Annotated in this window: 18 protein-coding genes; 7 read left to right on the top strand and 11 right to left on the bottom strand. The window is 57.6% G+C overall.

The window, feature by feature from the left end; all coding sequences use genetic code 11:
- On the bottom strand, window positions 1–903 hold a 903-nt coding region (locus tag ACIPY9_RS21510; RefSeq protein WP_400706194.1), incomplete at its 3' end, for a cbb3-type cytochrome c oxidase subunit I.
- Window positions 904–993: 90 nt separating this feature from the next.
- Between ACIPY9_RS21510 and ACIPY9_RS21505 the strand changes: the two genes are divergently transcribed.
- Window positions 994–1,683 (top strand): alpha/beta family hydrolase, encoded by a 690-nt coding sequence (locus ACIPY9_RS21505; protein ID WP_400706191.1) that lies wholly within the window; start codon window positions 994–996, stop codon window positions 1,681–1,683.
- Window position 1,684: 1 nt separating this feature from the next.
- Here the strand turns inward: ACIPY9_RS21505 and ACIPY9_RS21500 are convergent, their stop codons facing one another.
- The 3 genes from ACIPY9_RS21500 to ACIPY9_RS21490 all read right to left on the bottom strand — a co-directional run bounded on the left by ACIPY9_RS21500 (window position 1,685) and on the right by ACIPY9_RS21490 (window position 6,256).
- Window positions 1,685–2,143, bottom strand: a complete 459-nt coding sequence (locus ACIPY9_RS21500) for a hypothetical protein (RefSeq protein ID WP_400706188.1) — start codon at window positions 2,141–2,143, stop codon at window positions 1,685–1,687.
- 110 nt (window positions 2,144–2,253) lie between these two features.
- A complete protein-coding gene (locus ACIPY9_RS21495) occupies window positions 2,254–4,158 on the bottom strand; it encodes a hypothetical protein (RefSeq protein WP_400706185.1) in 1,905 nt (634 codons plus the stop codon).
- Between the two features lie 229 nt (window positions 4,159–4,387).
- On the bottom strand, window positions 4,388–6,256 hold the full coding sequence (locus tag ACIPY9_RS21490; RefSeq protein ID WP_400706182.1) for a hypothetical protein: 1,869 nt from the start codon (window positions 6,254–6,256) through the stop codon (window positions 4,388–4,390).
- 374 nt (window positions 6,257–6,630) lie between these two features.
- On the opposite strand from ACIPY9_RS21490, the gene ACIPY9_RS21485 reads away from it, so the two are divergent.
- Entirely contained in the window at window positions 6,631–8,841 is a 2,211-nt protein-coding gene (locus ACIPY9_RS21485; protein ID WP_400706209.1) for an autotransporter outer membrane beta-barrel domain-containing protein, read from the top strand.
- A 52-nt stretch (window positions 8,842–8,893) separates the two neighbouring features.
- Here the strand turns inward: ACIPY9_RS21485 and ACIPY9_RS21480 are convergent, their stop codons facing one another.
- Window positions 8,894–9,340 (bottom strand): hypothetical protein, encoded by a 447-nt coding sequence (locus tag ACIPY9_RS21480; protein ID WP_400706179.1) that lies wholly within the window; start codon window positions 9,338–9,340, stop codon window positions 8,894–8,896.
- A 571-nt stretch (window positions 9,341–9,911) separates the two neighbouring features.
- Between ACIPY9_RS21480 and ACIPY9_RS21475 the strand changes: the two genes are divergently transcribed.
- Entirely contained in the window at window positions 9,912–10,415 is a 504-nt protein-coding gene (locus tag ACIPY9_RS21475) for a hypothetical protein (RefSeq protein WP_400706176.1), read from the top strand.
- Between the two features lie 24 nt (window positions 10,416–10,439).
- Here ACIPY9_RS21475 and cysC read toward each other — a convergent pair whose 3' ends face one another.
- The 4 genes from cysC to acnA all read right to left on the bottom strand — a co-directional run bounded on the left by cysC (window position 10,440) and on the right by acnA (window position 16,428).
- The gene (gene cysC, locus ACIPY9_RS21470) at window positions 10,440–11,042 is read right to left on the bottom strand and encodes an adenylyl-sulfate kinase (protein ID WP_400706173.1); all 603 of its coding nucleotides are present in this window, start codon (window positions 11,040–11,042) and stop codon (window positions 10,440–10,442) included.
- Between the two features lie 87 nt (window positions 11,043–11,129).
- Window positions 11,130–12,695 carry a methyl-accepting chemotaxis protein gene (locus ACIPY9_RS21465; RefSeq protein WP_400706170.1) on the bottom strand — a complete coding sequence of 522 codons (1,566 nt, stop codon included), beginning with the start codon at window positions 12,693–12,695 and terminating at the stop codon, window positions 11,130–11,132.
- Between the two features lie 109 nt (window positions 12,696–12,804).
- On the bottom strand, window positions 12,805–13,596 hold the full coding sequence (locus ACIPY9_RS21460) for a lysostaphin resistance A-like protein (protein WP_400706167.1): 792 nt from the start codon (window positions 13,594–13,596) through the stop codon (window positions 12,805–12,807).
- Between the two features lie 87 nt (window positions 13,597–13,683).
- Complete coding sequence (acnA, locus tag ACIPY9_RS21455) at window positions 13,684–16,428, bottom strand: aconitate hydratase AcnA (RefSeq protein WP_400706164.1); 2,745 nt, start codon at window positions 16,426–16,428, stop codon at window positions 13,684–13,686.
- Between the two features lie 190 nt (window positions 16,429–16,618).
- On the opposite strand from acnA, the gene rlmM reads away from it, so the two are divergent.
- The 3 genes from rlmM (at window position 16,619) to pdxB (ending at window position 19,210) form a co-directional block, all read left to right on the top strand.
- Window positions 16,619–17,698, top strand: coding sequence for a 23S rRNA (cytidine(2498)-2'-O)-methyltransferase RlmM (gene rlmM / locus ACIPY9_RS21450; protein WP_400706161.1), 1,080 nt, complete (start codon window positions 16,619–16,621; stop codon window positions 17,696–17,698).
- A 54-nt stretch (window positions 17,699–17,752) separates the two neighbouring features.
- Window positions 17,753–18,007 (top strand): sulfurtransferase TusA, encoded by a 255-nt coding sequence (tusA, locus tag ACIPY9_RS21445; protein WP_400706158.1) that lies wholly within the window; start codon window positions 17,753–17,755, stop codon window positions 18,005–18,007.
- A gap of 63 nt (window positions 18,008–18,070) precedes the next feature.
- Entirely contained in the window at window positions 18,071–19,210 is a 1,140-nt protein-coding gene (gene pdxB / locus ACIPY9_RS21440; RefSeq protein WP_400706155.1) for a 4-phosphoerythronate dehydrogenase PdxB, read from the top strand.
- 67 nt (window positions 19,211–19,277) lie between these two features.
- Here the strand turns inward: pdxB and ACIPY9_RS21435 are convergent, their stop codons facing one another.
- Window positions 19,278–19,454, bottom strand: a complete 177-nt coding sequence (locus ACIPY9_RS21435; RefSeq protein ID WP_400706152.1) for a PA1571 family protein — start codon at window positions 19,452–19,454, stop codon at window positions 19,278–19,280.
- A gap of 293 nt (window positions 19,455–19,747) precedes the next feature.
- Here ACIPY9_RS21435 and ACIPY9_RS21430 point away from each other — a divergent pair, with 293 nt between their 5' ends.
- Complete coding sequence (locus tag ACIPY9_RS21430) at window positions 19,748–21,526, top strand: ABC transporter transmembrane domain-containing protein (protein ID WP_400706149.1); 1,779 nt, start codon at window positions 19,748–19,750, stop codon at window positions 21,524–21,526.
- 48 nt (window positions 21,527–21,574) lie between these two features.
- Here the strand turns inward: ACIPY9_RS21430 and ACIPY9_RS21425 are convergent, their stop codons facing one another.
- Window positions 21,575–21,856 (bottom strand): pyrimidine/purine nucleoside phosphorylase, encoded by a 282-nt coding sequence (locus ACIPY9_RS21425; protein WP_400706146.1) that lies wholly within the window; start codon window positions 21,854–21,856, stop codon window positions 21,575–21,577.
- Window positions 21,857–21,916 lie beyond the last annotated feature (60 nt).

Below are 21,916 nucleotides of genomic sequence, written 5' to 3'. Positions count from 1 at the left end.
CAACTTATGCCAGGCGCCCGAGAGGGTCATCATGCCGTTGATCATGCCGCCCCAGCTTGGCGCCAGGAGGATCAGCGACATCACCATGCCCAGCGACTGCGCCCAGTCCGGCAGCGCGGTGTAGTGCAGGTGGTGCGGACCGGCCCAGATGTACAGGGTGATCAGTGCCCAGAAGTGCACGATGGACAGGCGATAGGAGTAGACCGGACGTTCAGCCTGCTTGGGTACGAAGTAGTACATCATCCCCAGGAAGCCGGCGGTCAGGAAAAAGCCTACGGCGTTGTGGCCGTACCACCACTGCACCATCGCGTCGGTTGCACCGGCGTACAGGGAGTAGGATTTGGTCAGGCTGACCGGCAGTTCCAGGTTGTTGACGATGTGCAGCAGGGCCACGGTCAGGATGAATGCACCGAAGAACCAGTTGCCGACATAGATATGCTTGGTGGTGCGCTTGGCCACGGTGCCGAAGAACACGATTGCATAGGCGACCCAGACCACGGCGATCAGGATGTCGATCGGCCATTCCAGCTCGGCGTATTCCTTCGAGGTGGTGTAACCCAGTGGCAGGCTGATGGCGGCCAGGAGGATCACCAGTTGCCAGCCCCAGAACGTGAAGGCTGCCAGTTTTGGCAGAAACAGTTGGGTCTGGCAGGTGCGTTGCACGGCGTAGTAGGAGCTGGCGAACAGCGCGCAGCCACCAAAGGCGAAGATGACCGCATTGGTATGAAGTGGACGCAAGCGACCAAAGCTTGTCCACGGCAAGTTGAAGTTAAGTTCAGGCCAGACCAGTTGGGCGGCCAGAAAAACGCCGAGGCCCATCCCGACAATTCCCCAGATCACCGTCATAATGGCGAACTGGCGAACCACCTGATAGTTATAGGCGGTACTGTTAGTTGTGTTCATTTAGGTGTGTATCCCATCCAGCTTGGTCGGGGCCATTACGCACGGTTATAGCTCCGGGTTATTGGCAGACTCATCAGAAGCGAGGCAAGCATGGGCAATGGGCAAGAGGCCTGCATTGACAGGGATCAATGCGTACAACTGGCTCGGGACAACGGCTGGCTCTGGACGGCGGCGTCGTCGGAGGCGGTTAATGGCGATGTGACTCTGATCCTGGCGCATGGTGCTGGTGCACCGATGGACAGCGACTTCATGAACGATATGGCTGAAGACCTTGCTTTATGTGGGGTTAACGTCCTGCGCTTCGAGTTTCCCTACATGACGCAGCGTCGCCTGAAGGGCAGCAGGCGTCCCCCTGATCCCCAGGCTCGTCTGCTTGATTGCTGGCGTGAGGTGTATGCCAGCGTGCGACCTCATGTCGCTGGTCGTCTGGCCATCGGCGGCAAGTCCATGGGGGGGAGGATGGCCAGCCTGATCGCTGATGAGGTAGGGGCCGAGGCGCTGGTCTGCCTGGGCTATCCGTTCTATGCCACGGGAAAGCCCGAGAAACCTCGTGTGGCGCATCTGGCCGGTCTGAAGACGCCGACCCTGATCGTTCAGGGCGAGCGCGATGCCTTGGGCAACCGTGAAACGGTGCAGGGATATGAGTTATCGGCTGCAATCAGACTGCATTGGCTGCCGACCGCCAATCATGATCTCAAGCCCCTGAAAGTGTCGGGGTTGAGCCATGCGCAGTGTCTGTCGGCGTCTGCGCAGCAGATCGCGGATTTCCTGCGCGCCTGACTCATTGGCAATACACCTCGAAAGCGCCGTCTGTGACCTCGAAATCAATGGCCGGAATGCTGAAGTTGAACAGCCCTTGCAGGCGCTGCTTTTGAGGGTCGGATTCGATCAGGGTAAACAGACCGGCCTGAAAATGCGCCGAATGGTAAATGACGCTCTGCCAGTGCGGTGTTTCGTTGTAGACCACCTTGATGCGTTCATTGCCGATCAGGTCATAGGTGCCGGGTTCTAGGTCCTTGTCGAAAAACAGGCCGATGCTGGTCCGTTTATGGCCTACCTTGCCGTCAGCGATGACTTTCCAGATCCAGTGGCTGGGTGTCTGTGACAGCTCCGGGCGCAGGGTCAACCTGCCCAGCAGAGACGACACCTGCAAGGGCGTCCTGTTGACGTTGACCTTGAAGTGCCCTTCACAGGTGGGCGGGCGCACGAAGCGTTTGGGCGGGATGGCGGGGTGGCGCATGGTCTGGCTCTTGGAACGGAATGGCTGTATGCCGGGTGCGTGAACAGGGGAGAGGGCGTTACGTCTTTCCGGTAACGCCCCGGGCATTCGAGCTATGTCGCAGGGAGGTCCTAGCGGATAGCGACGCCAAGACTGGCATTGTGATGCAGCAATTTGAAGTCTGCGCCTGTGACGAGATTTTTCACGTAGTACCACTTCCAGCCGACCAGATTGGTCATGGCGACCGTGCTGGACCAGTAGTTGCCATGCCCCATCGGCCACTGGTTGTTGTAGGCATGATGAATTTCATGAAGTTCCTGGATGGAGGGCATGCGCGCACCCTGAGCTTCTGCCGCTGCCGCCATCTTCGAGTAGGACCCCGCGCCTGTCCCCAGGCAATGAAGGACGCCGCTCACGATGACCCGATAGCTCTTCGTTTCACCCAGGCTGTCGGTGACCGAAATGGTGGCTGTGCCCTTGCCGCGTACAGAGGTCAGGCCATTGCCGTCTACCTTGGCCACCAACGGGTCGCTCGAACGGTAGACATAAGGTGCCTGACCACCGCTGGCGGTGCGTTTCACGGTCGTGTCTGCCGGCATGAGTGGCAACAGGTCGGGATAGTGGGGGAGCAGATAGACCTTGCCTTTCAGGGTGACGGGAGACGTGTCGAAAACCAGTTCCTGCCGGATCGTCAGCCACAGCGTCGCAGACAGGGTCGCCGTGCCTGAACGGGTGACGGTGTAGGTGACGGTGGCGGTCGCTCCCGCACTGGCTTCGATCAGGGCCTTGTCGATATTGAATTGCAGCTCGGTATTGCCACCCACCACCTGTGCAGGTGTGTCGTAGGCCTGGGCACCCCGCCAGTTGACCACCACGCTGTCGCCAGGGCTCATGCCACTGTAGGTCACGCGTACGATGGCCCCGGATGCCGGGATTTTCGACGGGATCACGACGCCATCGGCTCCGACGGTATCCATGGTCGGGGCCGGTAGCCTGATCGTGCCGCCGAGGATGTTCAGGGCGAGAGTCCCGGACTGCTCCACGCTGCCGTTGAGGCGGTTGACGGTATACGACACCTGGACCGTCTGACCGGCGTTGGCATTGACCAGCTCTGCCGTGAAGGTGAGTTCCAGTACTTTGCCCACATCGGCGGTGGTGACGATCCTTTCCCGGGCATCGCTGCCCTTGGGGCCCTGCCACAGCACGGTGACCCGTTCGCCGGCGGCAAGGCGGGCGCTGGTGTCTATCTGCACGGTGGCACCCTGGGGGGCATTGATCGGGTCGAGGGTGTCGCCCGTGGCTTCCTTGACGCCGGGGAGAGGAAGAGGTAGCAAGACCGACAACTGCAACCTGACGAGCTTCGCCTCCGACTCCATGGACTGATTGCCGGCCTGGTCAGTCACCGTGTAGTGAACGGGGGCCTCGATATCACCAATGGTTTCGAGAAAGGCCCTGACAAAGTCCACATTCACCCTTTGCAGTCCCATATCGTCCTTGTTGACCATGACGATGGGACCGGGAATCCGGTTCCAGTAGGTGCGAATGACATCGCCTTCTTTCATGCCGTTGTAACTGGCAATGCTGCCCTTGAGCACGTTGTTCACCGTGTCCAGTTCATCGGACGTCAGCCCGTCGTCAACGAAGGCGGGGAAGATGATCGGGCCAAGTTGCGGGTTGCCGGGGGCGGTGCGGTCCACTTCGATTGACGTTTCTGGAGACCTGTCCATGACTTGGCTTTCAGGGTTTGCCGTTTCGTAGGCCACCTTGTGCAGCCCTTCGGTGAGCAAGGCCACAGGGATTTCCAGGGTCAGTTCATCGCCTGGCTGCTGGCCAGCCAGAATCGGTTTCTTCGGCCCGGCTGTCATGCCATTCCAGAGCAGTTGGTAGGTATAACCGGGACGTGCGCCTGCCCACACCTTGAGTTTGACCGGGACAGGTTTGTCGAGAAACTCAATGGGCAGTATTCCATTTTCAAGTGCGGCCGGAATTTCCGGTTTTTCAAGTTCTTGTTGTTGAGAGAGGAGTGAAGTATCCATTTTTCATGTCTCTGATAAATTGTGCAGTGCGGGCCGTGTACGGCCCGTACTGTTACTTAGGTTTTGTACGTAAAGTGGCTGCGCTCGGTCATGCTGCGTTAAAAACCGGCTCGTGCGCGAGTCCGATCGGAATGCTCATTGACAACCCGTCAAGTCGAGCGCGACTCCGACCGTTCCTCGCCGTTTTTTGCCTTGCCTGACCTTCGCTCGCCGACTTTTCGTACAGAACCTAACGAATGATGCAGGTCGGTTGAACCGAATCGAGCATGTTCACTGGCGCGCGTGTCACTTTTGAAGTAACGGAACTCTGGTTGCTGCCGGCGGGCGGGTCGACACGGAAACTGGCTTCTGCAAAACCGGTACAGATCGTACGAAGATTGAGGTCGGGCACGGTAAAGGTATAACCCTTCGCAACATCGTTACTGTCCAGTGTTCTATTGGCCGTATAGTCGGATGCCGGGATCGGGTTATTGCTCTTGTCAAAGCCCTTGAAGGTCAGTGTCATTTTCTGACCTTCGGCAATATTGATATAAGGCGCAATGATCAGGTCAGCCCCGTTAGGGTTGAGAATAGGGGCGATAAAACCGACATCGTTGAGTTTGAAGGGCGGGCCGTCCAGCCCGTCAGCGCCCCCCGGAAGTTCTTCCTTGGAGCGGACGGTCACTAATTGAACCGGGCATTTGACCGGGTTGGGATTGCCCGCACGGGTCACCGTATAGTGAACCGGAATTTCCGCTCCCGTGCCCTGGGCCTTCATGATTGCATTGTCGATGGGAATCAACAGATCCCTGGCGGCTGCAATATCCGATGCCTTGATTTGATACCACTGCGGTTTTTGCTGTTCTCCCCAGAAGAGGTTCAGGTTATCGCTGATGGCAAAATCGGTATTCCACTTGACGACCCCGAGCGCATTGAGTTCATAGTCTTCTTCATCAATGAAGTTGTCGGTGGTGTCGGGACTTTCCACACTGGTCCCTTGAACGATAAGGGTATCGAGCGGTGATGGAATGGGCAGCGTCAGGTATACATCGATCACACTGTTGAGCGATGTACCGGCCAGGTCCAGCTGGCGTGTGACTTCATAAAAGACCTGCACCGTGCCAACAGGGTTCTTGTTGAGCGTTTCATAGGGAATGCGAAGCGACAGCACAATGTCTTCGTTCTCGTTACCGGGCGGCAAGGCGACCGGCACCATCGGGTTATCCTGCCCCCAGAACAGCCGGATCATATCGAAAGGGCTGGCCCCCGGGTACTTGGGGATGTCCACCTGTACACCGGCCTGCGCTTCGGCATGATCGATCAGAGTGCCCAAGGCCGGATCGATGATCGGAGCCGGGAAGTTGACCGGGATGTCCTGCAGCTTGAGGAGAATGGGCATGGGATTGGAGTCGATGGAGGGGTTGCCAGCCCGGTCGAAGACCTTGTATTTGACCAGTTGCTCCGTATCTCCCTGGCTGTCCAGAAAGGCACGGGTGAAGGTAATGGCGACCCTGTCCAGGCCCATGTCGTCTTCGGTGACGGTGGCTTCCGGCCCCGGGTTCGCTCCCCAGTAGGTCTGGACACGGTCGTGCTTGGCCATGCCGGTGTAACCCGCAATCTGCACGTCCAGTTTGCCGCCCAGTTGTGCCAGTTCGGCAGCGGTCAATCCATTCTGTACTTCGGGAGGAAACAGGATTGCACTGAGTTCCGGTTCGCCCGGGGCGGTCCTGTCAATGACCAGGTTGAATATGTTGGACTCGTTTCTGATCTGACTTTCAGGGTTTAAAGTCTGATATTGCAGAGTATGTGTGCCTTCGGTCAGAAGGTTGACGGGAATCTCGAGTGTGAGAGGGTCGCCAGGACGGTGAGTATCAAGAATCGGTTTTGAAGGCTCGATTTCTTCACCATTCCAGAACAGTTTGTAGGTATAGCCTGGGCGAGCACCTTCCCATACTTCCAGATCGACAATGACCGGATTGTTCAACTCGGAAATCGGTAACAGTCCCGGAGTGTCTTCATCATGAAAGGCCGCGGCGACATCGGGCGCTTTCAAGTCAGGGTCCTGTACGCGGGGGAAGTTACCGGAAATGATGGTGGGCACTTGGGGTTGATGTGACATGATTCTATTCCTTGAAAATAAATAATAACGTACGACCTTACATGGAAATATTCATATGACCGGGTAAGGGTGGATGGCAGAAAAGATGATATTGGCCAATGGATTCTTGAACTGCGTGGCTGACGTAATCGTTTTTTTTAGTGGGCGTCAATAGGGCGGTAAATGTTTTTATTTTTAAATGGCTTCTCTGATATGAAGTGGCTGCAGAAAAGTCCGTAGGACTATGAGTTCGTTTATTTAGGAGTGTTCCTACTTTTTGAACCGGGGGTTCAAATCTTTAGACGTTGATCTGTAAATCACCATGACGACTTCCATTATCGGGAGTATGAAAGGTGTCTTATAGAAAAAAAGCGGTTGGTGTTTCTTCTGTCTTCATGTCGCTGAGTGCGCTTTTTGCGTTGGAGGCGGGGGCAGAGGTCGATCATGTCTGGGTCAATGTTCCGGGGCAGGGCATCCTGGCGACCATTCCAGTGAGTGGCCGGGAGGAAACAGTCACGTCTTCAACGCCTGTTCATTCTTATTCCGTGACCAGAGGCGGAATACTGAACATTCTGGAGGGAGGGGTCGCCAATCATGTGGTGGTTGACGATTCAAGGGTGGTCGTAAAGTCCGGGACGGTCAATGCTGGCGTTGATGTAGTTGACAGCCGCGTTATCCTTGAGCAGGCCATTGTCAGGAATAGCCAGAATTTCGGCATATTGCTGGGAACTCGTCCTGGTGTCTCCAAACCAGGATCATGGGCCACGATCACTGACAGTGACATATCCGGTATCTTTTATGGCATCGGCTTGAGCCAGTTAAGCCGTCTTGAAATGAGCAATACCCAGGTCTATGGCGCTTTCTCCGAGACGGGTGGAGGGTGGGGGCTTCTGATATCGGGAGGGGATGCAGTCATTTCAGGCGGTAGTCATATCCGGGGTGACCTGAATGGCCTGCGGATTATTGAAGGCGAGCACCTGCCATACAATGACAATGCCGGTACCACCAGCAGCGCAGTGATCGATAACTCTATCATCGAAGGCATCACGGGGGCTGCAATCAAGGTCGATCAATGGGATACCTTTGGTGCGGTCGTGGATATCACCCTTCAGAATCACTCAAGCCTGCTTTCCGGCAACGGTAACCTGCTGGAGCTCGAGGACGGTCATACCGTGAATTTCGCGGTTGATAACAGTGCCCTCACCGGCAACCTCGTCTCCGATGACGCCAGCACCTTGAACGTCACCTTGCGCAACCATGCACAACTCACCGGTGACATCATCAATGGCAACACCCTGGCCGTTCAGTCAGGGGCTCATTGGCAGATGGTCGGCGATAATTCGATCCAGTCGCTGAGCATGGACGGCGGGCGTGTGAGTTTTGGCGAGAGCGGGTTTCATACCTTGTCGCTGAACGCGCTGTCCGGTACCGGTACCTTCGGCATGCGTGTCGATCTGGATAACGGCGTGGGCGATCTGATCGAGGTGAAAGGGCAGGCCAGTGGCGAGTTCGGACTGAATATCCGCAACACGGGCGTCGAGGTGGTATCGCCGGATATGACCCCCTTGAGAGTCGTGCATACCGAGGGAGGCGATGCACAGTTCAGTCTGATTGGCGGGAGGGTTGACCTGGGGACCTATTCCTATCTGCTGGAGCAGCAGGGTAATGACTGGTTCGTCGTCGGCAGCGGCAAGACCATCAGCCCCTCAACCAGCGCTGCACTGGCCTTGTTCAATGCCGCGCCGATCATCTGGATGAGCGAGCTTTCGACCTTGCGCAGTCGTATGGGGGAGGTGCGCGCCAGTGGCCAGGGCGGCGGGTGGATGCGGACCTATGGCAGTCGTTTCAATGCCACCACCAGCGATGACGTCGACTACCGGCATCAGAGCCAGGGTGTGTCGCTGGGGGCGGATGCGCCACTTCCGGTCAGCAATGGGCAACTGTTATTGGGTGTCATGGGGGGCTACAGCCAATCCGATCTGGACCTGAGCCGTGGCACTACAGGCAAGGTCGATAGCTACTATGTCGGAGCCTATGGCACCTGGCTGTCGGACGAAGGTTACTACCTGGACGGCGTGCTCAAGTTCAACCGCTTCCGCAACAAGTCCGATGTCGCCATGAGCGATTCTGGCAAGGCAAGGGGCGACTACAACAACACGGGGTTGGGCGCGTCGGTGGAGTTCGGGCGACATATCAAGCTGCCCGACAACTACTTTCTGGAGCCTTTCGCCCAATTGGCTGGCGTAGTGGTTCGGGGGGAGGATTACCGTATGAACAATGGCTTGCAGGCCCGGAATGATCATGCCCAATCGGTGCTGGGCAAGGTCGGCAGTGTCGCGGGGCGTACTCTTGCGCTCAAGGATGGCGGTGTCTTGCAGCCGTATGTGCGTGTGGCAGCAGCCCAGGAGTTTTCGCGCAGCAATGATGTCAGGGTCAATGACTCTCGATTCGACAATAGCCTCTTCGGTTCCCGCGTGGAGCTGGGGGCGGGGGTGTCGGTGTCATTGTCCGAACGCCTGCAAGTGCATGCAGATTTCGATTACATGAAAGGCAAGCGGGTCGAACAACCCTGGGGAGCCAATGTGGGTCTTCGACTCGCATTCTGAGGCAATCAGGCAATGAACAAGGCCCCCGGCGAGCGATCACCGGGGGCCTTGTTCATTTGGCCGGAAAGCGTCGCTTCATGGAGCGTTTGCGCTGACGCTGTTTTGAGGTGACGGGTGCATGGTGGCTGACGGTAACGCGCAGAAGGGGGGAAGTGCCGATGAGCTGATCTGCCCGATGTATTTCATAGTAAAGCTCGACAAGGCCGTACTGAACGTGAGTGATGAGATTGTAGGTAATGCACAGTATTCCGGCGATGGTGTTTTCAGTGTCCTGTTGACGGATGGGTGTCGACGTTTGATGTCGGCCCCAATAAAAAATGATGAGGTCGTCGGGCTGCATCACGGGGGAATAAGGAATATGGACGGATATACCGGCATGCACCTGCTCATGACTGATCGCGTCGGAATTGATACCCGGTAACAGGGGGCGTTCGAGTGCGTTCGATAGGTCGGTGTTGATCTCACCTGTTCGAGACCATGGTTTGTTTTTTCTACTCAAGGTGGACTCTGGTCTTTAGCTGAAGGTTTTATATACAGCGGATGCTTGTTGGCGTGTTTTTAACATTACAAGGGGATGTAAGCGTGGGGTCAAGAAGGAGAGGGGGGACCTGTTTGTTTAGGATGTTTCTGTGAAGGGTTGTTACAGAAAAAGACTCGGTCAATAGATGGTGCTTTAAAAACGGTGGGGTGAGGCCGGGAAGTTATTTCAAATAAGGGTCGGGTTAGACATTTCCAGATAAGAATAATGAGTTGATCTGGAGTGAAGTGGGGTGTCTTGAGACGTTTTTTATCGTCGAGGATGTATCTTTCAATATTATCGGAAAGGTCCTTCCTTCAATAAGAAGAGGTGTCAATTCAAATGAGTTGAAGATTTGTAATTCAACTGTTTCGTGAGTGGCTGCCCTGTCTCGATAAAGCGGGTGGCAGGCAGGGGACAGGCAACAAGAATAGGCACAATGAACTATTCATCGAAAATCAAATCATAGCATTGTGCCATTTCGGCGCTTACAGGGAATTCAGTCATGGCCAACCCCGGCAGTTTGTCTCGTATCAGGTTCAAAGGGAAAACGGTGGTTTCGCTTCTTGTTGCGCTGGCGTTTTCGCAGGCTCACGCCGCCGTGGAGGTCAGTTCTTTCAGTGCTTCGGGGTCTGACAATATTGCCGCTACCCATAACGAGGGAATCAAGGGGTATGAGATACGCAATACCGGTATTTCCGTGAATGACGTGCGAAATATGCAGGATGCGATAAAGACCCATGCCAATGAGTTGGCGAGTCTGAAGAGAATCATCGATGAGCAGGCCAGGGTGATCGATGAACTCAAGCGCAATAACGCCTCTTCCGGTTCGGGCAGTCGCACCCGCGACACTGATATTGCCAGCCTCAAGAGTCAGCTCGATGAACAGGGTCGCGGCATCAAACAACTGGAAGGGCAGGTCAGTGACTTGAAGCGCTCAAACGGCAACTCCAGCTCCAGTGAGATATCCAGCCTCAAGCGTGATATCAGCGACCAGGAGCGTGAGTTGAAGAGTGTGAGGCGTGATGTCGATGACCTCAGTCGAAAGGTGAAGTGACGGTATTCATGGACGGGTATGTTTTTACTGGGGGTTCTCGAGTGAGAGTTTCTGCCGGGTAAACGCCAGAAGGCGCTGAACGCTGACAGTCAGTGGTTCGTGGCTGGTATCAATGGCCAGATCTGGATGTTCGGGTTCTTCGTAAGGTGATCCGATACCTGTGAAGTCCGGTATTTCACCGGCACGGGCTTTTTTATACAGGCCTTTCGGGTCCCGTGACTCGCAGGCAGAAAGCTGCGTGGATACATGCACTTCAAAGAAGTTATGACCGCAGATCTTTCGGGCGAGTGCCCGGTCTGCCCGATAGGGGGAAATGAAGGCGGCAATGCAGATCAACCCGGCACTGGAAAACAGTGCCGACACTTCAGCCGCACGACGAATGTTTTCCGAACGGTCTTCATGGCTGAATCCGAGATTTGAATTGAGGCCGTTGCGCAGGTTATCGCCATCGAGCACAAAGCTGGAATACCCCTGGCGAATAAGTTCTTGATCCAGGCTCATGGCCAGTGTGGATTTTCCTGAACCGGATAACCCTGTCAGCCAGATGACGCCGCTCTGGTGCCCATGGTGACTGGCTCGCTCCAGAGTGCTGGGTTTGAAGGGCATAGGGGTTATGTTTTTCTTCATGCTGTCTACTCAATCGAAATACCGTGCCATTGAGGCATATGAAAAAGCCCCGGTAAAGATGACCGGGGCTTTTCGTGTTGCAAGGGCTTACCGATTGAAGCGTTCCACCAACGAATACTGCGAGTTGGCGGTGTCGGTCAGTTCGGCGCTGAGGACGGCTGAGTGGCGGGCTTCATCGGAAGTCTTGTCGGCCAGATCGGCGATGGTGGAAATATTACGGCTGATTTCTTCCGCGACGGAATTCTGCTCTTCTGTGGCCGTGGCGATCTGGGTGGCCATATCGGTAATGTTGGCGACAGCTTCGCTGATGCCGATCAGTGCTTCATCGGCCTCAAGGACCCGTGCAACGCCTTCCTCGGCCTGGCGATGGCCGGAGTTCATGGTCTGTACGGCGTTGTTGGCGGTCTGTTGCAGCTTGGCGATCAGGCTGTGGATCTGCCCGGTGGATTCGGCCGTGCGTTGTGCCAATTGACGGACTTCGTCAGCGACCACAGCAAAACCACGACCCATTTCCCCGGCACGTGCCGCTTCGATGGCGGCGTTGAGGGCCAGGAGGTTGGTCTGATCGGCGATGCCCTTGATCACGTCGACCACACCGCCGATTTCATCGCTGTCCTTGGCCAGTTGCGTGACGGTCTGCCCGGTTTCCCCTACGGCGGTGGACAGGCGTTGAATCGCCTCGCGGGTTTCCCCGGCGATGTCCCGGCCACGACGGGTCAGTTGATTGGCCTGCTGGCTCGCATCGGCTGCACGCTGTACGTGGTTGGCCACCTGTTGTGTGGTCGACGCCATCTGGTTGATGGCGGTCGCGACCTGCTCGGTTTCGACCCGCTGACGCTCCAGCCCGGAGGAGCTGGCATTGGCCAGAGAGTTGGACTGTCGTGCCTGAGTGTTCAGGTGCTCGGCGGTGTCCTGCAGGCGAGTGAGGCAGGTTTTCATCCGCGCTTCCTGGCTGAGGATGGACATTTCCAGGCGAGCCTGCGGGCCGCGACTGTCGGTATACATCTGGGCGATCAGCGGGTCGGAGGTGGTCTGCTCGGCAAGACGCAGCAGGCGTTTGATGCCACGCTGTTGCCAGGTCAGGCCCAACAGCCCCAGAGGGACGGACAGGGCGGCAGCCAGAATGAAGCCCCAGTGCGAGTTGAGCCAGGCGCCGATCATGAAGCTCAACTGGCTGACCATGATGAATGGTAGCCAGTCCTGAAGAACCGGCAGCCACTTGTCACGGTTGGGGATGGCGGACTTGCCTTTGTTGATGCGGGCGTACAAAGCCTCGGCACGCTGGATCTGTTCAGCGGTCGGCTTGATGCGCACGGACTCGAAACCGACGACTTTCTTGTTCTCGAACATCGGCGTCACGTAGGCATTGACCCAATAGTGGTCGCCATTCTTGCAACGGTTCTTGACGATACCCATCCACGGCTGACCACTTTTGAGGGTCGTCCACATATGGTCGAAAACGGCGGCGGGAACGTCGGGGTGCCGGACCAGATTGTGTGGAGCCCTGATCAGTTCGTCGTGACTGAAGCCGGAGACTTCCTGAAAGATTTCGTTGCAGTAAGTGATGAGGCCTTTGGTATCGGTGGTAGAGATCAACCGCTGTTCAGCTGGAAATGTCCGCTCACGTTGAGTGATTGGCTGGTTGTTACGCATGGCTTTCGGTCCTTCGATCCAATAGGCTTCGGAGAGTTATCGGCAGCAATGCCGATAAATTGAGCTCATTAAGCACAATGACTGGAAAATCATTGTCATGCATCAATACTTATCGATCAAACATCGGGTAGGTGAACAGGCTGAAATGCACCAGGTTCAAGCCTGCATGTGTGATGACCGAGGCTGGCAGGCCCCCGAATCGATAAGCAATGCCATAGCCGATCCCGGCGAGGCTTGCCAGCAATACCCATGGCCATCCTGAGCCGATATGGGCCAGCCCGAACAGTATGGCAGCGATGCCGATTGCAAGAATGCTCCCAAACCATAGCTTGTTAAAGAATTGTTGCAGGGTACCTTGCAGGTAAACGCGGAAAAACAGTTCTTCGGTCAGGGTCACCAGCAGCAGATTGTTCAATAACCAGAGTGTGCCGTATTCCGGCCATTTCGGAGCCCAGCCGGTGACACCCATCACCGAGGCCGTTGCCATGCACAGCCCGCAGGTTGCGATCAGTGCTCCGGTTGCAACTTTCAATGAGCGGGCCGTACTGACGGATGGCAGCAGCCAGGGGCAGAACATGAGCAGCCAGAAGCCGATCAGGGGTTTGTCCAGGTTCAAGGCCATTGAGAAGGGGGCGGCTTCAGGGCTGAAGCGAACTGCGTCGATCACTTTTGCATTGTTGAAACCGGGTAGCCAGTGACTGGCCAGAGCAATGCCCGTCACCACGAAGAGCGCATGCCCGCACCTGCGGATCATCGGTCGTTCCGAGGGCCTGACACACCACCCGGCGGTCAGCAGCAAACCTGCTGCCAGCCCGGCAGGCCACTCCAGTTGGCCATGGAGCAGTGCAAGGCAGTACCCGAGGCAGAGCAGGCCGAAAAATACCCGATGCCTTGGTGCCATGAAGAACCTCCAGAAACAAAAAGGGAGATTCTAGGGTGTTTCGCGAATGAATTCGCTTATGGAAGCGAGTTCATTCGCGACGCATTGTCATGAGGCAATCAACTGCCTTAAAACGTAATGCAGGATCCCTCCGGATTTGAAGTATTCCACTTCATTGAGGGTGTCGATCCGGCACAGCACTTCTTGCTGCTCCTGATGGCCGTCTTCACGGGTGATTTGCAGAGTCAGGCGCATGCCCGGTTGCAGTTCGGCATCGGTCAGCCCCTTGATCGCCAGCGTTTCCTTGCCGGTGAGTTTCAGGGACGTGCGGCTCTGCCCGTTCTTGAATTGCAAGGGCAATACGCCCATGCCGACCAGATTGGAGCGATGAATCCGCTCGAAGCTTTCGGCAATGACGGCCTTGACCCCCAGCAGGTTCGTCCCCTTGGCAGCCCAGTCACGACTGGAGCCTGTGCCATATTCCTGGCCCGCAATAATGATCAGCGGTGTGCCTTCTGCCTGATAGCGCATGGCAGCATCGTAGATCGGCAGTTTCTCGTCGGTGGGGGCGTGCAGGGTATAACCGCCTTCTTCACCGCCCAGCATTTCGTTGCGGATACGAATGTTGGCGAAGGTGCCCCGCATCATCACTTCATGGTTGCCACGGCGTGATCCATAGGAGTTGAAGTCCTTGGGTTCTACACCTTTGTTGCGCAGGTAACGCCCGGCAGGGCTGTCAGGTTTGATATTGCCGGCCGGGGAAATATGGTCAGTGGTGACCGAGTCCCCCAGCAGGGCAAGGATTCGTGCGCCTTGAATATCTTCGATGACCGGCAAGGGGCCTGCGATGTCTTCAAAGAAGGGAGGGTGTTGAATGTAGGTGGAGTCTGACTGCCAGGTATAAGTGGCCGCCTGAGGGACTTCGATGGCTTGCCATTGTTCATCGCCGGCAAAGACCTCGGCATACTCCTTGTGGAACATGCCGGTGTTGACGCGCGCCACGGCCTCGGCGATTTCCTGCTGGCTTGGCCAGATGTCGCGCAGGTAGACCGGTTTGCCGTCCGAGCCTTCGCCCAGAGGCTCGCTGCTGATATCGATGCGTACGGTTCCCGCCAGGGCATAGGCCACGACCAGCGGCGGCGAGGCCAGCCAGTTGGTCTTGACCAGCGGGTGTACCCGTCCCTCGAAGTTTCGGTTGCCGGACAGCACCGACGCCACGGTCAGGTCCGAATTCTGGATGGCGTTCTCGATGGGGGTCAGCAGTGGTCCTGAGTTACCGATGCAGGTGGTGCACCCATAGCCCACCAGATCGAAGCCCAATTCATCAAGATAGGGCGTCAGCCCGGCGGCCTTGTAGTAATCGGTCACCACTTTGGAGCCTGGGGCCAGGGAGCTTTTTACCCAGGGCTTGCGCTTGAGGCCTTTTTCGACGGCTTTTTTGGCGACCAGACCGGCCGCCATCATCACACTGGGGTTGGAGGTATTGGTGCACGAGGTGATGGCCGCGATGACCACCGCGCCGTTTTTCAGCCGATAGGTGTGGCCGTTGTATTCATACTCGGCCTCGCCGCTCAATTGTTCCGCATTGCCCACGGCAACGCCGCCACCGCCTTCGCTTTCCAGACGTCCCTCTTCGACCTGTGCCGGCTTGACCTGCAGCCCGAGAAAATCGCTGAATGCCTGGGCGACGGCGGGCAGCACGACCCGGTCCTGAGGGCGTTTGGGGCCGGCGAGGCTGGCCTGCACCGTTCCCATGTCCAGTTCCAGGCTGTCGGTGAAGACCGGGTCCTTGCCAGGCAGTCGCCACAGGCCTTGGGCCTTGCAGTAGGCCTCGACCAGTTTCACGGTGTCGTCCGGCCGGCCGGAAAGACGCAGATAATCCAGCGTCACCTCATCCACCGGAAAGAAGCCACAGGTAGCGCCGTATTCGGGGGCCATGTTGGCCAGGGTCGCGCGGTCGGCCAGCGGTAGATCGGCCAGCCCGTCGCCGTAGAATTCCACGAACTTGCCGACCACGCCTTTCTTGCGCAGCATCTGGGTGACGGTCAGGACCAGATCCGTAGCGGTGATGCCTTCCTTGAGCTTGCCGGTCAGTCTGAAACCGATCACCTCCGGGATCAGCATTGAAACAGGCTGGCCCAGCATGGCCGCCTCGGCCTCGATCCCGCCCACACCCCAGCCCAGTACACCCAGGCCGTTGATCATGGTCGTATGGGAGTCGGTCCCGACCAGAGTGTCGGGGAAGGCATAGGTGCGACCGTCTTCTTCCCGGGTCCAGACGGTGCGGCCCAGGTATTCCAGGTTCACCTGATGGCAGATGCCGGTGCCGGGCGGCACGACGCTGAAGTTGTCGAAAGCGCTCTGGCCCCAGCGCAGAAAGGCATAGCGCTCCCCGTTGCGCTGCATTTCGATCTCGACGTTCTCGCTGAAGGCGTCGGCGTCGCCGAACCGGTCCACCATGACCGAATGGTCGATCACCAGATCGACGGGCGACAGGGGATTGATCCGTTGCGGGTCACCGCCGGCCCTGGCGACGGCGGCACGCATGGCGGCCAGATCCACCACGGCGGGCACGCCGGTAAAGTCCTGCATCAGCACTCGGGCCGGGCGGTACTGGATTTCCCGGTCCGAGCGGCGTTCGGTCAGCCAGGCGGCCAGTGCCTGCAGGTCGGCCCCGGTGACGGTCGTGCCGTCTTCATGGCGTAGCAGGTTTTCCAGCAACACCTTCAGCGACATGGGCAGTGTGTCCAGGTCGCCCAATGATTCCGCGGCTTTCGGGAGGCTGAAGTAGTGGTAGGTCTTGTTATCGATATCCAGCGTTTTCAGGCTTTTCAGGCTATCTAGGGAGGGCATGAACGACTCCTTGAAGAATGATCTGCAAGCGTCAGTGGGCGGGCTCCGGGTCGGTCAGGTCGGGAGCCCGGTTTTGATGCTCGACATTCTGTGGACTGTCGGGCTGCGCCAGTGGTTCCTGATTCGGCTATCATGCGCGGCTTTCAAGTCTGCGGGGTTACGCCCGAGTGTTCATTGCCCAGGAGTAACCATGAATACGCTGTTTATGCATTGTCGGCCCGGTTTCGAGAGCGAGGTCTGCTCGGAGATATCCGATCATGCTGCACGTCTGAGCGTGGCCGGTTACGCCAGGGCCAAACCCGATACGGCCTGTGCCGAGTTCGTCTGTACGGAACCGGACGGTGCCGAGCGGCTGATGAGCGGCCAGCGTTTCGATCAGTTGATCTTCCCTCGGCAATGGGCGCGCGGGGTCTTTCTCGACTTGCCCGAAACCGACCGCATCAGCGTGATCCTGGCCCATATGCAGGATTTTCCACCGTGTGGCAGCGTCTGGCTGGAGGTGGTGGACACCAATGACGGCAAGGAACTTTCGAATTTCTGCAAAAAATTCGAGGTCCCTCTGCGCAAGGCGCTGACCCAGGCCGGCAAGCTGGTGGATGACCCGCGCAAGCCGCGTCTGCTGCTGACGTTCAAGAGTGGGCGTGAGGTGTTTCTCGGCCTCGCCGAGTCGGATAACTCGGCCATGTGGCCCATGGGCATTCCACGTCTGAAGTTTCCCCGTGAAGCGCCAAGCCGCTCGACCCTGAAGCTCGAAGAAGCCTGGCACCACTTCATCCCGAAGGATCAGTGGGAGACGCGGCTGTCCAGCGACATGACAGGGGTGGACCTTGGGGCGGCTCCGGGTGGCTGGACCTATCAACTGGTGCGTCGTGGCATGCTGGTGACGGCCATCGACAATGGCCCGATGGCGGAAAGCCTGATGGAAACCGGACTGGTGCAGCACCTGATGGCCGACGGCTTTACCTACAAGCCTAGGCAGACGGTGGACTGGATGGTATGTGACATCGTCGAGAAGCCTGCGCGCAATGCCGCATTGCTGGAGACCTGGCTGGGCGAAGGCCTGTGTCGTGAGGCCGTGGTCAACCTCAAGTTGCCCATGAAGCAGCGCTACGCTGAAGTGCGCCGTCTGCTCGATCGTATCGAAGAGGGCTTTCAGGCACGCGGTGTCAGGGTTTCGATCGGGTGCAAGCAGCTTTATCACGACCGTGAGGAAGTGACCTGCCATCTTCGCCGGCTCGATGTTGCCAAGGCGGGGCAGCGTAAGGCCTGATTGGCCTGATTGGATGAATTGAGCGACAATTGCCGTCAGTTTTTGGAGTGCCCCATGTCTGAACCCATCGAAAGCCAGTCTGTCGACGCCACGTTGGATGCCAGTGGTCTCACGTGCCCGGAGCCTGTGATGATGCTGCATCAGAAGGTTCGTGATCTGCACGCCGGTGGCCTGCTCAAGGTCATTGCGACCGACCCTTCCACCCGTCGTGACATTCCCAAGTTCTGTGTGTTTCTCGGTCATGAGCTTGTCGAGCAACAGGCCGAGGGCGGGACTTTTCTTTACTGGATCCGCAAGAAGCAGGGCTGAGGCCGGTTCGGCCTGACAGCCCTGATCGCGGATCGCTTCCCTTCAGCTATCAGAGAGCCTTTCATGCGCATTGTCGCTGACGAAAATATCCCGTTGCTCGATGCCTTTTTTGCCGGGTTCGGTGAAATACGCCGCTTGCCGGGGCGTTCCATCGACCGTGCGGCCGTGGCCGACGCCGATATCCTGCTGGTGCGCTCCGTGACCAACGTCGACCGTGCGGTGCTCGAAGGCAGCCCGGTGCGTTTTGTCGGGACCTGCACCATCGGTACGGACCATCTGGACCTGGAGTATTTCCAGCAGGCAGGCATTCAATGGTCCAGTGCGCCGGGCTGCAATGCCCGGGGTGTGGTGGATTATGTACTGGGCAGCCTGCTGACACTGGCCGAGATCGAAGGCGTGGACCTCAAGCAGCGCACCTATGGTGTCGTAGGCGCAGGCCAGGTCGGTGGACGTCTGATCAAGGTGCTGAAGGCACTGGGCTGGAACGTACTGGTCTGTGACCCGCCCCGCGCAGGCGAAGAGGCCGGGTTCGTCAGCCTCGACGAGATCGTGGAGCGTTGCGATGCCATCAGCCTGCACACGCCCTTGACCAGAGACGGCGAACAGCCCACCTGGCATCTGTTCGACGAGTCGCGTCTGCGTCAGCTCCGGCAGGGCGCCTGGCTGATCAATGCCAGCCGTGGCGCGGTGATCGATAACGCTGCCTTGCATGACGTGCTGCTTGAACGTAAAGACCTGAAGGCCGTACTCGACGTCTGGGAGGGTGAGCCTCAGGTCAATGTGCCGCTGGCGGATCTGTGTGTCATCGGCACTCCGCACATCGCAGGCTACAGCCTCGATGGCCGGCAGCGCGGAACGTCCCAGATCTATCAGGCGCTCTGTGCCTTTCTGGGGCAGCCGGCAACCATCCGCCTCGAGGATCTGCTGCCCAGGCCCTGGCTGGCGCAAGTCTCTCTCGACGGTCAGACCGATCCGGCCTGGGCACTGAACATGCTGTGCCGGGGGGTATACGACCCGCGCCGTGACGATGCCGATTTTCGTCGCAGCCTGCCAGGTGGTACCGCGGCTCAGCGCCTTGCCTTCGATGCCCTGCGCAAGCATTACCCGCCTCGTCGGGAAATCGAGGGGTTGAGCGTCCGTCTGGAGGGCGAATCTTCGGTATTGGCGCAGATGGTTCAGGCGCTGGGGGCAACGCTGGTCTGAGCGGGCCTGAAGAGATAGAACAGAAAAAACCCGACGCAAGGTCGGGTTTTGAAAAGAGGGTTGCCACTCAATCTTTCCTGGCTGGAGTCACCCAGAATTTTTCGCATTCCTGGCAGGCGGCTTGCACCATTTCTTCGGTGATCAGGACTTCGTGTCCATCCTTGTCGAGTATGGCGCCCCCTACAGGCAGGTTGGGGGTCGCTCGAACAACCTGGACTTGATTGCTGCTTTCTTGCGCGTTCATAGCCTATCTCCTTGATCAGGTGTTGCACCTAAACTAACGGCGTTCAATGACCGTGTAGTGACATCGGCCGGTCTTGACGTGCCTCTCCAGTCCAACAGAAATGATATAAAACTGCCAGTACGTCCTTAGACCGATCTTTTCTAGACGGGGTCTGAACAGGTCATAACGCTTGAGTTTTGCGGGTTCTGGCAGGAGCGCGACAGTATGTCGTGAAATTTATTCGCAGCGTCGTGAGCCATAAATGTGTAGGATTTGCGCCCCAATGTTTATGCCCGCCAGGTAGGTTTATTGTCATGTCGTCGGTGTTTTCTATCTTTCAGAGGCCTTCCATCCGCCTGGCCTGCAGTTTCATTGCGCCTTATCGTTGGCATGCGTTGGGAGCCTTGTTGGCGCTGATTGTCACGGCAAGCCTGATGCTCTTCATGGGGCAGGGGATCAAGATGATCGTTGATCAGGGGTTCATGACCCGGTCTGCCGAATTGCTTGAACGATCAATCGGTCTTTTCATGCTGGTGACGATAGGCCTGTCGGTCGGCACCTTTGCCCGTTTCTATCTGGTGTCGTGGATCGGTGAGCGAGTCGTGGCGGACTTGCGCAATCGCGTGTTCGAGCACCTGGTCAATCTGCACCCGGCCTTCTATGAAAATAACCGCAGCTCGGAGATTCAGTCCCGGCTGACCGCCGACACCGCGTTGTTGCAGTCGGTGGTGGGTTCTTGCCTTTCGGTGTTCCTGCGCAACTCCCTGATGGTGATTGGCGGCGTCATTCTGTTGTTCATCACCAACCCGAAGCTGACGAGCATCGTTGTGCTCTCTCTGCCGTTGGTGATTGCACCGATTCTGATCTTTGGCCGTCGCGTACGTCGCCTGTCCCGTGAGAGTCAGGATCGTGTTGCCGATGTCGGCAGCTATGTCGCCGAGGCTCTGAGGCAAATCAAGACGGTGCAGGCTTATAACCACCAGGAGCAGGACAGAGAGCATTTCTCCCGGACGGTCGAGAAGGCCTTCCGCACTGCGCGCAAATATATTCTGCAACGCTCGTGGCTGGTGACCGTGGTCATTTCGCTGGTGCTGGGTGATGTGGGCGTGATCCTGTGGGTCGGTGGCATGGACGTGATCAGCGGCACCATCACCAGCGGTGAACTGGCAGCCTTCGTGTTCTACGCCCTTCTGGTGGGGACGGCCCTGGGATCGTTGAGCGAGGTGATCAGCGAGTTGCAACGTGGTGTCGGTGCTGCCGAGCGTATCAGTGAACTGTTGCAGATCCGCAGTGAAATCACGGCTCCAGCCAGTAACCTGCTGCGCCTGCCACCGAGAGTCAGCGGGCGACTGACGCTGGAAAATGTGAGTTTTTCCTACCCGTCGCGGCCTGGGCACAATGCAGTCGATGACCTGACCCTGAACATCGCTGCCGGAGAAACCATTGCGCTGGTAGGGCCGTCCGGGGCTGGCAAGTCAACGTTGTTCGATCTGTTGCTGCGTTTCTACGACCCGCAGCAGGGGCGCATCCTGATCGAGGGTGCCCCGATCCTTCAGCTCGACCCTATGGATTTGCGCCGCAATTTCGCCCTTGTCTCGCAGACCCCGGCGCTGTTTTTCGGCAGTGTCGAGGACAACATCCGTTACGGTAATTCAGAGGCCACCTTTGAACAGGTGGAGGCTGCTGCGCGTATTGCGCACGCTCATGAGTTCATCATGCAGATGGCTGACGGCTACAAGACTCATCTTGGGGATGGCGGTCTGGGGCTTTCCGGCGGGCAGCGTCAGCGTCTGGCCATTGCCAGGGCCTTGCTGGTGGATGCGCCCATCCTGTTGCTGGACGAAGCGACCAGTGCGCTGGATGCGCAAAGCGAGCATTTGATTCAGCAGGCGTTGCCTGACCTGATGGTCGGCCGTACGACGCTGGTCATCGCTCACCGACTGGCCACGGTGCAGAATGCTGACCGTATTGCGGTGATCGACCAAGGACGTCTGGTTGCAGTGGGAACACACCAGCAACTGATTGCCAGTAACCCGCTGTATGCGCGTCTGGCCGCGCTGCAGTTCAATCAGTCGATGGAAGAAGTCGTCTGAATCCGGACAGGCTGCGTGCCTGGCACGCAGCCTTGAAGCCATGCGCCCTTAACGGTATTCGCACAGATACGCCGTATCCACACTGACCTTGAGCTGGAACTTGCTGTTGGCCGGAACATTGAACTGGCTGCCGGTGCTGAAGGTTTCCCATTCCGTGCTGTCCGGCAGTTTGACGACCAGTTCGCCGGAAACCACGTGCATGATTTCGCGTTGCGCGGTCCCGAACTCATATTCGCCAGCTGCCATCACGCCGATGGTGGCCTGACCTTCCGTCTGGCTGAAAGCGATGGATTTGACGGTGCCGTCGAAGTATTCGTTAACCTTGAACATGCGCGATTCCTTGATGAAAGGGCTAAAAAGGGTCGGACAGTATGCCCAAGGTCTGAAACC

The sequence above is a fragment of the Pseudomonas sp. NPDC089734 genome, from assembly GCF_044748865.1.
Taxonomy (GTDB): domain Bacteria; phylum Pseudomonadota; class Gammaproteobacteria; order Pseudomonadales; family Pseudomonadaceae; genus Aquipseudomonas.
Note: the sequence above shows the minus strand (reverse complement) of the source record. Positions and strands in the feature narration are given on the sequence as shown.

Bases quoted from the DNA above. Each gene is read 5' to 3' on its own strand.
- ACIPY9_RS21505 (WP_400706191.1), top strand. From the start codon at position 994: ATGGGCAATGGGCAAGAGGCCTGCATTGACAGGGATCAATGCGTACAA.
- ACIPY9_RS21500 (WP_400706188.1), bottom strand. From the start codon at position 2,143: ATGCGCCACCCCGCCATCCCGCCCAAACGCTTCGTGCGCCCGCCCACC.
- ACIPY9_RS21495 (WP_400706185.1), bottom strand. From the start codon at position 4,158: ATGGATACTTCACTCCTCTCTCAACAACAAGAACTTGAAAAACCGGAA.
- ACIPY9_RS21490 (WP_400706182.1), bottom strand. From the start codon at position 6,256: ATGTCACATCAACCCCAAGTGCCCACCATCATTTCCGGTAACTTCCCC.
- ACIPY9_RS21485 (WP_400706209.1), top strand. From the start codon at position 6,631: ATGTCGCTGAGTGCGCTTTTTGCGTTGGAGGCGGGGGCAGAGGTCGAT.
- cysC (WP_400706173.1), bottom strand. From the start codon at position 11,042: ATGAAGAAAAACATAACCCCTATGCCCTTCAAACCCAGCACTCTGGAG.
- ACIPY9_RS21465 (WP_400706170.1), bottom strand. From the start codon at position 12,695: ATGCGTAACAACCAGCCAATCACTCAACGTGAGCGGACATTTCCAGCT.
- ACIPY9_RS21460 (WP_400706167.1), bottom strand. From the start codon at position 13,596: ATGGCACCAAGGCATCGGGTATTTTTCGGCCTGCTCTGCCTCGGGTAC.
- acnA (WP_400706164.1), bottom strand. From the start codon at position 16,428: ATGCCCTCCCTAGATAGCCTGAAAAGCCTGAAAACGCTGGATATCGAT.
- rlmM (WP_400706161.1), top strand. From the start codon at position 16,619: ATGAATACGCTGTTTATGCATTGTCGGCCCGGTTTCGAGAGCGAGGTC.
- tusA (WP_400706158.1), top strand. From the start codon at position 17,753: ATGTCTGAACCCATCGAAAGCCAGTCTGTCGACGCCACGTTGGATGCC.
- pdxB (WP_400706155.1), top strand. From the start codon at position 18,071: ATGCGCATTGTCGCTGACGAAAATATCCCGTTGCTCGATGCCTTTTTT.
- ACIPY9_RS21435 (WP_400706152.1), bottom strand. From the start codon at position 19,454: ATGAACGCGCAAGAAAGCAGCAATCAAGTCCAGGTTGTTCGAGCGACC.
- ACIPY9_RS21430 (WP_400706149.1), top strand. From the start codon at position 19,748: ATGTCGTCGGTGTTTTCTATCTTTCAGAGGCCTTCCATCCGCCTGGCC.
- ACIPY9_RS21425 (WP_400706146.1), bottom strand. From the start codon at position 21,856: ATGTTCAAGGTTAACGAATACTTCGACGGCACCGTCAAATCCATCGCT.